This is a genomic window from Microcoleus sp. w2-18bC1, from assembly GCF_036700365.1.
Taxonomy (GTDB): Bacteria; Cyanobacteriota; Cyanobacteriia; order Cyanobacteriales; family Microcoleaceae; genus Microcoleus.
This window is the reverse complement of the sequence record NZ_JAUBOS010000008.1, coordinates 119,303-131,805: the sequence shown is the minus strand read 5'-3', so window position 1 is coordinate 131,805 and position 12,503 is coordinate 119,303. Positions and strand designations below refer to the sequence as shown.

Annotated in this window: 10 protein-coding genes; 4 read left to right on the top strand and 6 right to left on the bottom strand. The window is 45.4% G+C overall.

All coding sequences use genetic code 11. The features are described 5' to 3' along the window. Window positions 1-170 precede the first annotated feature (170 nt). The gene (locus QT979_RS07845; protein ID WP_333309078.1) at window positions 171-1,007 is read left to right on the top strand and encodes a metallophosphoesterase; all 837 of its coding nucleotides are present in this window, start codon (window positions 171-173) and stop codon (window positions 1,005-1,007) included. A 258-nt stretch (window positions 1,008-1,265) separates the two neighbouring features. Here the strand turns inward: QT979_RS07845 and rppA are convergent, their stop codons facing one another. From rppA to QT979_RS07830, 3 genes are all read right to left on the bottom strand, one after another. Next, a complete protein-coding gene (gene rppA / locus QT979_RS07840; protein WP_333309076.1) occupies window positions 1,266-1,952 on the bottom strand; it encodes a two-component system response regulator RppA in 687 nt (228 codons plus the stop codon). A gap of 58 nt (window positions 1,953-2,010) precedes the next feature. Continuing rightward, window positions 2,011-2,655, bottom strand: coding sequence for a glutathione S-transferase family protein (locus QT979_RS07835; RefSeq protein WP_333309074.1), 645 nt, complete (start codon window positions 2,653-2,655; stop codon window positions 2,011-2,013). 501 nt (window positions 2,656-3,156) lie between these two features. Then, window positions 3,157-3,414 carry a hypothetical protein gene (locus QT979_RS07830; protein ID WP_333309072.1) on the bottom strand — a complete coding sequence of 86 codons (258 nt, stop codon included), beginning with the start codon at window positions 3,412-3,414 and terminating at the stop codon, window positions 3,157-3,159. Between the two features lie 198 nt (window positions 3,415-3,612). Here QT979_RS07830 and hisG point away from each other — a divergent pair, with 198 nt between their 5' ends. Then, window positions 3,613-4,257: an ATP phosphoribosyltransferase gene (hisG, locus tag QT979_RS07825; protein ID WP_333076539.1), complete on the top strand. Its 645-nt coding sequence runs from the start codon at window positions 3,613-3,615 to the stop codon at window positions 4,255-4,257. A 272-nt stretch (window positions 4,258-4,529) separates the two neighbouring features. Here hisG and QT979_RS07820 read toward each other — a convergent pair whose 3' ends face one another. The 3 genes from QT979_RS07820 to QT979_RS07810 all read right to left on the bottom strand — a co-directional run bounded on the left by QT979_RS07820 (window position 4,530) and on the right by QT979_RS07810 (window position 9,983). Then, window positions 4,530-5,987 carry a response regulator gene (locus tag QT979_RS07820; RefSeq protein ID WP_333309071.1) on the bottom strand — a complete coding sequence of 486 codons (1,458 nt, stop codon included), beginning with the start codon at window positions 5,985-5,987 and terminating at the stop codon, window positions 4,530-4,532. 226 nt (window positions 5,988-6,213) lie between these two features. Beyond that, window positions 6,214-8,427 carry an ATP-binding protein gene (locus QT979_RS07815; RefSeq protein WP_333309069.1) on the bottom strand — a complete coding sequence of 738 codons (2,214 nt, stop codon included), beginning with the start codon at window positions 8,425-8,427 and terminating at the stop codon, window positions 6,214-6,216. 842 nt (window positions 8,428-9,269) lie between these two features. Beyond that, window positions 9,270-9,983: a DUF1997 domain-containing protein gene (locus QT979_RS07810; RefSeq protein ID WP_333213075.1), complete on the bottom strand. Its 714-nt coding sequence runs from the start codon at window positions 9,981-9,983 to the stop codon at window positions 9,270-9,272. Between the two features lie 121 nt (window positions 9,984-10,104). Between QT979_RS07810 and QT979_RS07805 the strand changes: the two genes are divergently transcribed. After that, window positions 10,105-10,764, top strand: coding sequence for an NAD(P)H-binding protein (locus QT979_RS07805; protein ID WP_333048015.1), 660 nt, complete (start codon window positions 10,105-10,107; stop codon window positions 10,762-10,764). Between the two features lie 422 nt (window positions 10,765-11,186). Then, complete coding sequence (locus QT979_RS07800) at window positions 11,187-12,473, top strand: glycoside hydrolase family protein (protein WP_333309067.1); 1,287 nt, start codon at window positions 11,187-11,189, stop codon at window positions 12,471-12,473. Window positions 12,474-12,503 lie beyond the last annotated feature (30 nt).

Below are 12,503 nucleotides of genomic sequence, written 5' to 3'. Positions count from 1 at the left end.
ATTGGGCATTTCTGTTTGAATTCTCTTGAGGAAATTCCACTTTTTGCGTCCCGGACTGTAGTCATTAGTCAGAGGATATAAGGAAAAGGGAAGAATGTCTAGTTTTGCAGTCTTGCCTGTTTATTTGCTAAGCTAGAGGTGGCGCTCTGTAACCAATAAACCTTAGATTTATGCACAGGTTATTAACTGGAAAACTGCGAGTAGAGTATTTAACAATACCCATCGCCAATCTTCCAGCAAATCTATCCGGTACTAAAATTGTACAGCTTACAGACTTTCACTATGACGGGGTGCGACTGTCGGAATGGTTGCTAGAAGAGGCGATTGCAGCAGCCAATGAAGCCGAACCAGACCTGATTTTTTTAACTGGTGACTTTATTAGCTATGACCCCGCACCTATTTACGGCTTAGTGCAGCGATTGAAAAACTTGCAAAGTCGGGTGGGAATTTACGCGGTTTTGGGCAATCATGACCACTACTGGCCGGAGGCAAAAAGAGAGGTTACTAAGGCTTTAAATAGCGTCGGAATTCGGGTTTTGTACAACGAAGCAATCTATCCTTTGGGCTCTGAATTGGCTTTAGTTGGGTTAGCAGATTTTTGGTCGGGCGATTTTGCGCCTAAACCTGTAATGACATCCATAAATCCCGCGATTCCTCGGATTGTCTTGTCTCACAATCCTGACACTGCTGAAAAGCTGCAAAATTGGCGGATTGATTTGCAGTTTTCTGGCCACACTCACGGTGGTCAAATTGTTATTCCTGGTATCGGCCCTTTGTACGCTTGGGTCAGAAAAATTGGCTATTTTATTCCTAAACGAATCCGAAAGTTCATTCCTTTTCTGTCGGCTTGGGATCGAGTAGTTACTCACTGGGAATGGGCTAGCGGTTTGCATCGGGTTGGGAGTAATTTGCTGTACGTGAATCGCGGTTTGGGGACTTATGCGCCGGGAAGGCTATTTTGTCCGCCGGAGGTGACAGTAATTACTTTGGTTTGTCAAGATACGTAAGGGCGGATTTAGGGTGCATACTTCCCCGATAATAGATAATATAGCAGAAGGAAGAGGGAAGTTCGGCAACGGATTCTGTAACGGATTTAACGGATGTCATGGATGTCAGTCCGATGGAAGAGGGAAGTTCGGCAACGGATTCTGTAACGGATGTAACGGATTTAACGGATTTAACGGATGTCAGGAAGAACGAAGAAGGAAGAAAGAAGAAGGAAGAGGGAAGAAGTAAAAATGATTTTTGTACAATTTATATTATTTTTAATTTGCTTCTCCAAAGCGATAGCCTCTGCCGTAGACTGTGTGAATTAGGACAGATTCGCCAGGGGTTTCTATTTTTCGGCGCAGCAGGCGAATTTGAGCGGCTAATACATTGCTGCTGGGTTTTTCTGTTTCACTCCACAAATATTGGTGGATTTGTTCGTGTGTTAGCAATTGACCGGGATGACGCATTAAGTATTCTAATAACTGACATTCTTTTTCTGATAAATCAATTGTACGATCGCCCCGATAAGCTAATTGATTGTCGTAGTCTAGCTGTAAATCTGCAACTTGCAGCCGCCCGACAGCAACCTCGGCATCAAAAGTAGGAGCCCGCCGCAGTAATGCGCGGACTCTGGCTAGCAGTTCTCGCAGTTCAAAAGGTTTGACTAAATAGTCGTCTGCACCGGCGTCGAGTCCTTGTACGCGATCGTCTACGGTATCTTTGGCGGTGAGAAAGAGCACTGGTGTATTCCGTCCTTGCGATCGCAACTTCTGGCAAATTGCCAGTCCGGTTTGTCTCGGCAGCATCCAATCCAAAATTAGCAAATCGTAATTGCCCTGCATCGCTAAATTGCTGCCACTTGCTCCGTCAAATGCCACATCAACTGTATAACCTTCGCGCGTTAAGACTCGACTCAAAGGGTCAGTTAACTCAACTTCATCATCAACTAAAAGAATCCGCATCCTGATTTTAAATTTGAGATTTGAGATTTTAGGTTAAGTAAACTGATTTTTGCTAAATTTAAATGTGTGGAATACTTTCCGTTTCGCTGCAAGCTGCTGCTACCCATTCCTGGATGGCAGGCAAGGCCAAAATCGCATCCACATAAGCTTTTGCTGATGAATCTAGTTTGACTCCGTAGGTGACAAAACGCATGACAACGGGGGCAAACATAGCGTCAACAATTGTGAATTTTCCGAACAGCATATTGCCGCCTGTCCCGAATTTTTGGCAGCATTCGTGCCAAATGGAAAAGATGCGATCGATCTCTGCTTTGACACCGGCAGTCATCCCTTCTCCCGGATAGCGGTTGCGGCAGTCCATCGGCATATTGTCGCGCAAATTTTGGAAACCCGCGTGCATTTCGGCGCAGATGGAACGGGCGATCGCCCGTTGGGCTACATCTGTCGGCCACAAATCATTTGCAAAGCGTTCTGCAACGTATTCGCAAATTGCTAAAGATTCCCACACTTTCAGATCGCCGTCGATTAAAACTGGCACTTTTCCCGAAGGAGAATAGCGCCGAATTTCTTCATGCGTTGTCGGCCAGTCTAAGGGGATTCTCACCTCGGCAAATTCCAGTCCAGCTTGTTTCATCGCCAGCCAAGCGCGCAGCGACCAAGAGGAATAATTTTTGTTGCCGATTACCAGAGTCAATTTGGTCATAATGTAGCTGTTAGCTATTTCCGATCGCCTGTGCAATTTTAAGTTTTAGAGTCGAATATACAAAAGCGTGACACACAATGGCGATCAGGCGATCGGCTCGTTGTCTGCACCAGTCTCTGCAAGCATTTTACCAAAAAATTGGGTCTAAAGCCCCGTCCTTATAGGACGACTTTTTATTCTTGGTCGTGATAATATTGTAATGTGGCTAGGGTATTCAACCACATTAAAAACCCTGTCGCCTGAAGGCAACGCACCTTGAAAACTGAAGTTATGGAGTTCCGCGCAGAAAAGCTTGCGTGGGTAAAAACTTCGAGCAACAAGTACCAGAGAAACCAGTACTTTGGGTTTTGAATTGTACCGTGGGGCACACGAGAACAAGACTCTGCAATGAGTCGAAAGCTTGAGGACAGAACCATCTCTGGTAAGTACAGGAAGCTGTACTTATTAAGTGGACTGAATGATACAAGAATCTCTGCCCTTCTAGGGCGGAGAGTTGTCAAATTAACAGCCTCCCAGCGTTCCGCGTTTTTCTGCAAACTGCGATCGGGGGGCGCGATCGAACACGCTGGATTGCACATGAGATAAGAAGCCTCTGTCCCTGGGAACCCTGGTCTGGTTAGTGTTAGGTACAGCAAATGTATAGTCCATTTCCTCCTTCTCTACACCACCGCCTGAGAGGATTTCATCTACTGTAATCTTTTTCAGGGAATCCTGGTCTACACTGTGAAAATTTTCATCCAATTCTTGATTGTTTTCCATACCGAGCGCCCTTGAAACAAGTGACTCACTAAAAAATTACTAAATATAATATATCCTCAAACAAAGGATCGAGCAATACCAGAAATTTATTTTTTGCTATTAACTCTATGTGTTATTCTGAGTTTGGTAAAAGCTGTTTCTGCTTAGACCGCGATCGCCCCCTTCCCAACTTGAGAAAATTACACTCTAAAAATTGACATGATTACTGTTGCACTTCCCAAAGGCGGATTGTTAGGAGATAGCATTCGGCTGTTTAAATCGGTTGGATTAGACTTCAGTGCTTTTCTCGATTCATCTAACCGACAACTTCAAATATATGACCCGACAGGCACTGCCAAAGCTTTGCTAGTAAGGACGCACGACGTGCCGGTTTATGTGGAATACGGTCAAGCGGATTTGGGAATTGCTGGCTATGATGTTTTGCGGGAAAAAAAGCCAAAAGTTGCTAATTTAATTGATTTAAAGTTTGGCAAATGTCGGCTGTCGGTGGCGGTGAAGGAATCTAGTTCTTATCGAAGAACTGTGGATTTGCCTCCTCACGGTAGAGTTGCTTCTAAGTTCGTACACTGTGCAAGAGAATATTTTCACAATTTGAATTTGCCGGTGGAAATTGTGCCGCTTTACGGTTCTGTGGAGTTAGGGCCGATTACAGGAATGTCGGAGGCAATTGTGGATTTGGTTTCGACTGGCAAAACTTTGCGAGAAAATGGTTTGGTGGAAATTGATGTTTTGTTTGAAAGTTCAGCTTATTTAATCGGTCATCCTCTGAGTTACCGTTTGAATGCGGGAGGTGTGAATGAGTTGATCGGGAAATTGAGAGAGCAAGTTTTGACGACTGTGTGATGCGAACTCCAATTACTGTAGACTTATTGCATAAATCCTTCATTGATAGGGAAACCATAGACGCAACGCAGGATAGTAGGGGACTTTTGCAATAAGTCTAAACTATTGTAGGGTGGGCTTGTAGCTGGGAGCATCTCATATTTGTAAAAACACTTCTTCTGGCTCCTTCTTTCTTCCTTGTTCCTCTTTCCTCCTGACTCCTAACTCCAATTTCTAGCTTAGCTGCTTTCATTGAGATGCTCCCCTTGTAGCCCGCCCTAAAAGTTAAATCTTTATGAAGTGCTATTTGCAGGTAGTAAACCTAGTTTTTCCTGGCAGCGATTTATATAAAAACGGACGACTGTATCAGCAGGGTTTTGTTCTATTAGTTGCTGAAAATATCCCAAGGCTGCGACAAATCGTTCAGATTGCCATCCTTGAATTCCTTTGTCAAATAAACCCTGGGTAAGCTGCTTTGCCTCCGAGTCGGGACAGGAGGCTGCCCAGATTTCGTAGATTTCAATAGCTTGCTGCTTGCCACGCGGGGTTACTCGATCGATCCAGCGATAATAATAATTGTTGCTGGGCAAATGGCTGTCAGCAGCAGTCGCCCCAGAAGTAGAAATAATACTCTCCTGTGTTTCTAATTCTAAGTCGCATTTTAATAATAGACCTTCTTTTGAGTGGGAGTTGGAACTTATGCCATTTAGAAATTCTCTTGCACGAACAATGGCATTTTCGCTAACAATAATTTGGCAGCCGTATATTTTAGTTAAATTTTCTAACCGAGAAGCTGTATTTACGACATCACCGATGACTGTAGAGTCCATGCGACGATCGGAACCTAAAGTGCCGATCATGCCGATACCTGTGTTAATTCCCGTACCAATATTGACGGGAGATTCTAAATTGTATTTGTGGCGAGTGGCATTAAATTCTTGCAAAGTTTCTTGCATTGCTACTGCAGCTTCGATCGCATCCATAGCGTGAGAATTAGGCTTGTCAAATACTGCCATGATTGCATCGCCTAGGTATTTGTCAATAAACCCGCCGTGAGACGTTATGCACTCGTTCATTTTAGTAAAAAAAGCGTTCAACCATTCAAAAGTCTCGCGAGCTTGTTGAGATTCGGCGATCGTAGTAAACCCGCGAATGTCGCAAAATAAAACAGTCAGCTCTTCTTCTGTGACATTGCCCAACTGAATAGATTCTATTCCTTGTGGCGCAATTCGTTCGAGAAGTTGCTCTGGCACAAATAGCTGAAATTTTTCTGAAAGATATTCGTTGGCTTCCCAAGCTGCGGCGATTTGGCGTTTGCTTTGCTCTTTTACCTGCTGGTGGAATTGGGAAGATACAGCTTGCGATCGCATTTGACTCAACTGCAAAATATTTTCAACTTTTGCCAGCAACAAACGACTGTTAAAAGGTTTTGTCAAATAATCATCGGCCATCATTTCTAACCCTTTGATGCGAGACATATCGTCATCAAGGGCAGTTAAAAAAATCACCGGTACAGTTTGCAATGCCGTATCCTTACGCAGGCTCTCGCACACATCAAAACCGTTCATCTCCGGCATCATAATATCTAATAAAATTAAATCGGGTCGAGAGGCGCGGGCAATGGAGAGGGCTTCAGCGCCAGATAGCGCTGATACTGTAGCGTATCCTTTCATGAGCAATAACTCTTCCAGTAAAATCAGATTAGCTGGCTCGTCATCAACCAACATGATGCAGGGCGACTTGTTTGACATGGAATATGATATAATACATTGAATTTAGCTCGGAAGTTGCGCGTGGGGAAGCTCGAAAACGGGTTAATTGATATATTTCTCCTTACTAAACTCAATATTTTTCCTAGGAACAGGCTTTCTGAGGCAAGTGCGGGCAAGTCATATAGATATTTATCTACTATTGAGTTTAACCTTTGTTGTTATCAATTTTCATAAATGGCAGTGCTGGAACTGCAAATAATTATTGTTAACCGAGAAAAGAACGGACAGTAGCGATCGTCAAATTCAAATCCAGTGGCTTACTCAAATAAGCAGAAGCGCCAGCTTCCAAACATCGCTCACTGTCACCGGGCATCGCCATCGCCGTCACCGCAATCATCGGTACCGAATCCCAGACAGGATCTGCTTTAACTCGGCGCATCAACTCAAAGCCGTCAACATCCGGCAACTGAATGTCCATCAAAATTAAATCCGGCAGCAACTCCGCGGCTACTGAGGCGGCGAGAATACGATCGGCCATCGCCTTCCCATCCGCAAGTATCTCTACCCCGTACCCCTCCAATTCCATCACCTCAGAAATTAACATTTGGTTAAAAGGCTGGTCTTCGACAACCAAAATCCGCTTCCTGGCAATTGGTAAAGCGATCGCAGAAGCAGGAACTAACTTGGTATCCAAAGCACAAGAAGCAAAGTTTCCCAACTGTTGACGCATCTCCGTCAAAGGCAGCCAAACGCGGAAAAGACTTCCCCGATCGCAAACAGATTGAAAAGAAACAGTTCCCCCGTGCAATTCTGCCAATCGCTTAGTCAAAGCCAAACCCAAACCTGTACCTTCGTGGCGCCGAGTCAGGGAAGAATCCACCTGTTGAAAAGGTCGAAATAGCAAGTGCCAGCGGTCTTGAGGAATGCCGATACCGGAGTCTTTTACCTCTAAACAAAAATAAGGAGTGCTGGCATTTACAGGAGAACAATCCGGCCGGTAGTCGCCGTCTATTTCGCTGCCGTAGGCCAGACGCCCGCTGAGTTTAACTTGTCCCTGTTCGGGGGTAAATTTGATGGCATTGGAAAGTAAATTAATCACAATTTGTCGCACTCGCCGTTCGTCCAGCCAAACTTTAGTAATGCGGTAGTCGAGTTCTAAAGACAACCCGATCCGCTTTTTGTCTGCCCGAGGCTGAATCATTTTCAGACAGTCTGTCGCGAGTTCGTGAACGCGAACCGGCTGTAAACTTAGCTCTACTTTCCCCGCTTCAATTTTAGAAAGATCGAGAATATCGTTGATTAGCTGCAGCAAGTGCTGGCCGCTTTTTTCGATCAGTTCTACATAGTTGATTTGTCGATCGCTCAACTGTCCGGCCGTTTGCCGCAGCAGCAAGTCAGAAAAGCCGAGAATGCTGTTGAGAGGCGTCCGCAATTCGTGGGACATGGACGCTAAAAACTCAGATTTCAACTGAGAAGAATACTCTAATTCTTCATTAACTTGGCGCAGGTTCTCTTGTGTCTGAGCCCGCTCGATCGCCGCCCCCAGAGTCCGGCAAGCAGCTTCGAGTACGTCTTTGTGGACGGCGGCTTGCAGTTTTTTGATGTTGCGGGACTCCAGCGTCAGCACTCCGATGATCGTGCCGTTGGTAGCTGCGATCGGAAAAATACCCAGTTGTCCAATTCCCGGATGCCGAAATTCCGGCACGGCATTGGGGTGTTGGGCATAATCCTCGACAAACAAAGGTTTACCAGTTTTCACCACTTCCCACAGCAAACCGATGCCGTAGGGAATGCCTTGGTCGAGCAATTCTTGCATTCCTGCGACTACGGGTTCCCCGTAAGTAGCCAAAAATTGACTAGAAACTTGGTTGCAAATCCCCGACGCTTGGCGGTCGTTTCCCTTGCCGTTAATTACCTTGACATCTCCGAAAGCTGCATTCATTGCCTCTACTAAATAGGTGAGGGCAAACTGACCTATTTCTTGCAAACTGTCAGACTTTTGCAGGCGTTCGGTTAAACCTAAAAGAAAGCTCAGACGCCTGACTTCTGCGTTCAAGCTAGCTTGGGAGTTTCGGTATACCGTAACGTCTCTAAAGGTAAACAGCCGTCCGCCGCTGTTGGTAATCGTGGCGCACACCTCCAAACAAACCGCATTGGCTTGCTCGAAATAAAATGATAAACTTTCATGCTGAGATTTTTCAAGTGCTTGCTGAAACTCTTGCCACTGCTGAAGGGACAAGTAACCCCGATCGACAATTTCCGCAAACAGCAAGTGGCACTTCGGTTTTGTTTCCAGCCATTCTGGGGACAGTTGCCAGATTCCGGCCAATTTTTTGTTAAACAAAACTAAGCAGTCAGACGAGTCGAACAGAGCGATCGCATTGTCTACTTGGTTGAGAATCAGTTCTTGGTCTGCCCTCAACTGGTGCAAGTCTCTCTCCATTTTCTCTGTGTGGGTAGCTCTTAGTTTCGTTGTCATAACTTTCTAGGGATATGGCAAGAGTTATTTTATAACCCCTTACTTAATCTGACATAATTTTATGTTTTTGGGCAGTGAGGGGGATCGATCGGCTTTGTGATCTGAGACACTTGTGGTTTCCGAGGGCGATCGTAACCACCTTTGAACTGCGTCGGCTACATTGCTTAATCATGAGGAAATTAGGAGGGAAATCCTGATGACAGAAGCAGAATTTTTTAATAACAATGCTCTCGAACTTGATGGGATCTGACGTGAAACTATTGTGTCTAACCCTGTGCTAAATTGACCCATAATAAAAACTAATTTTTGTGATAAGAAATCAGCATATAGCAATCCTAAATAATTTGTGAATTTCCTACGGACTCCCAGCGGGTTGGGGGAAGGTTGGGGTGGGGTAAAAAAATTACGACTCCTGCAAGGATTGCTATATGTCAAATGCAATCATGACCTTACCCTTAAATTTTATTAGCAATAACTTGGTTATTTGGATTAACTGCTCAAGCAAGTGTTGGATTCAAAAACATAGGCATAAGGCGCGCCCTAAGAACCCGGAGACCGTGATATCAGTTTTAAAAAAGCAACTGTATACTCGTGATTCCAACCCATACACAATCAGTTATTCCTAATAATTTAATCTACAATTGTGCGAGTGAACGTTCACGCCGAAGTCTAACTTATGAGTCATGTGTGCAGTGCACACCCTACAAATGTGAGTTAAGCTAATCCGCATTTAAATTGCAGAGTAAAATAGATCTTTACTCTTGTGGGGAGTAGGGGTTGGGCAGGAGATCCCACACTTAACATACAATTTAAATGCAGTACAGCTTAGAGCGTAAGTCTCCTTAATGTTTCTTAGGATTTTTCGGAAAAGGAATGCCCAAACTTTCGTGAAAAACAACCTGAGTTTTATAAGTCAAGCGCCGGTTAACTTGTTTGATGATTTTTTCCAAAAGCGCATCGCCGGTTTTTTCTATTAAAGGTTGAGACATCGATCGAATAAACTTAGGAAAGCAAACTCCCACAGCCAAATCCAGCTTCCACGTAGTAATGGTAATCGCAGGCGGCAGCTTAGCACGTTCCGAGCTCGGCCAATCGGCGGCAAATTCCTGAGACGGTATCTCCACTAGCTTCATTGCCGATCGAAAATCCACTTCATACCCAGGCGAGGTATAATCGGGAACCGGAATAGTCTTAATCAAATAGCAGCCTTCAGCATCCGGCGGCAGCAACTCTAAACCAATTCTCGCTTCAACACGGTAGCCAAAAGCCCCAAAACGCCCGATTAATAAATCATAGCCGTTTTCTCCAAGCGGCTCGGCCTTCATCGGCGAAGCGCACTGGCAAAACCAAGTCTTGTGGTTGTTCAAATGCGTTGCCACCGTCTCCGCATCCGCGTACATCTCCATGCTGTCTTCAAAATGCGTGTGAAACCAAATCGGCTCAACTTCCTCTCCTGCATCCGCGCTTCCACTTTCGGGCTGTTGGAAACTCGCATCTGGGTAGTAGTTTTCGTCAGAAGCTTCAACAGTTTGATATTCAGCGGAATCCTGCTTCATCGTATGCTCTCCTGTTATACACGCCAATCAATCTGGTTGGGGATGTGTTAAGGAAGTTTCCTCCCTACAATTGAGAAATTGATAGTAACAAAACTTACCCTAGTTCAGCATAACTCGACTTATGAAAGCATTTGTAGCAGGAGCCACAGGTCAGACTGGTCGCCGAATCGTCGCAGAATTAGTCAAGCGAGGTATTCCCGTGCGCGCCTTAGTCCGAAATCTAGACACAGCTAGACAAATTTTACCACCGGAGGCTGAGTTAGTGACTGGGGATGTATTAAATGCGACTTCCCTGGGCGATGCGATCGGCGATAGTACGGTATTGCTGTGCGCGACAGGGGCGGCCCCTGGTTTTGACCCCACAGCGCCTTACAAGGTGGATTTTGAAGGTACTAAAAATTTGGTGGATGCAGCTAAGGCTAAGGGAATTGAGCATTTTGTGCTTGTGACTTCTCTGTGTGTCTCTCAGTTTTTTCATCCGCTGAATTTGTTCTGGCTGATTCTAGTTTGGAAAAAGCAAGCCGAGGAGTATTTGCAAAAAAGCGGCTTGACTTATACGATCGTCCGTCCGGGCGGCCTCAAAAATGAGGATAATTCAGATGCGATCGTCATGACAGGTGCGGACAAAATGTTTGAGAGCAGCATTCCCCGCACCAAGGTAGCCCAAGTGTGCGTAGAGGCGCTATTTCAGCCGACTTCTCGCAACAAGGTTGTGGAAATTGTGGCGAAGTCGGAGGCTCCGCAAAAGAGTTTTGAGGAGTTGTTTGCCGGCGTGGTTTGATTGAATTAGCCTCGCTTGAGTTCGGTGCGTCAATCGATTTTAGATTTGAGATTTTAGATTGAAGCATTGACCCCACCGATAAATTCGGGGGCTCCTTTATCGGATACAGGTTTTTTATTTCTGGACGGATGAATCCGGGGACTTGTATCCTGGATGCTTTCGGCCAGACAAAAAACCATTTGATTTGGGTCTTAGATGTTGCACCATTGTCAAGAACAGGCTGTCCGGCCTGTTCTACAAAAAGTGCATTTTCTTGTGGGGTGGGCATCCTGCCCGCCCAAAAAAGGCTTAGCGAGAATGGTGCAAGATGTGATTTGGGTCAAAGATTGGGGCTGACGCAGCCTACAACAATTTTCCGATCGCCAAATCTGGCAAAATCTTAATAGTTTTACGATTCGCCGTTGAAATTTCCCTCTCTCAGCATGAAAACTCTCAAGTGGCCAGGTTGGCTCCCCTATCCGATTTCGTGGTTAAGGGCATTTGCTCTCGCTCAGAGTTTTAGTTTTGTCCTTCGCAGGGGCATTCCTTTTGTCAGCGACAATATCGGCTTTCTGACTCTACTGCTGGCGGCTTGGCTAATTCAGTTGCCTTTGTTTTTTGTGTTTCACTTGTTCGCCGTCAAAATCTTAAATCCCTTACTAATTATGATGCCGGGGCGCTTTCGCGTTGCGCGCAAGTTCAAGCGCAGGCACATTGGTATTCGATCGCACTTGCGAGAAGGCTTGAATGCTGTTGTAGTGATTTTTTTTGCCTTTAATCTGTCGCTGTTGGTGCAACTTGCGATTTTTTATTGGCCAGCGCGATCGATCGATCCGGCTCAGTTGCTAACAGGAATATCTACTCTAACAAATGTTGCGGTAGCCGGTGAATTAGATTTCTGGCTGAGCAAATTGGCGGGGATTTTATCGAGTCTAACGCTGGTAGCCGCGCCGCTATATCAATACGATTTTCGGGTGCGCCAGATGCGGGCGGCGCGAAAATTAGCCGAAATTTCGGAAATGGAAATGAGTTGGCTAGAAGCTGAGAAATTCGGCCGTCGCAAAAGAGGTTTGCTGAGGCGATCGGAGATTCAAATCCTCGGATTTATACTTTTAATCGGCGCTGTGATTGGCGGCGGTGTTTTTTTGGTTGACAGTTTGCGGGGAAATCAGCAGTTATCGCAGTCGGTAAGCGGGGTGGGAAAATTCCCGCCGCTGGCTATTAAAACGGGCGATCCTTACATTCGAGCCCTGATGCGAACTATTTCTGCTAGCGAGTCGAATGTTTCTCGGCCTTATCACGTGGTTTACGGTGGCAAATATATATTAGATTTGAGCAGGCATCCTGACTGGTGCGTGAAGATTGTTAATGGCCCGAATCGGGGCAAGTGTACTACCGCTGCGGGCAGGTATCAATTTCTGACTACGACTTGGAAGGAGAAGGCTAAGCGCTATCAGGCGCGTCGTGCTAATTTTTTGTTCTGGGAAGATTACAGTTTTGAACCAGAAGATCAGGATGCTGTGGTTTATGCTTGGTTGAGCGATCGCAAGTTTTGGAAAGCTGATATTCCTGAGATGTTGCGCCAGGAAAGATTAACTGATGTATTGCGGATGCTTTCGGGAACTTGGACGAGTTTGGGATATGGAATTGAGAACAATTCTATGAGTTCTCGTTTGCCGAAAGTCTACCGGGAAATGCTCCGGGAAGAATTGGAAAATGCTGGTTCTTAGGGAGTTAAATGTTGGCTGTTGACGGTTGAC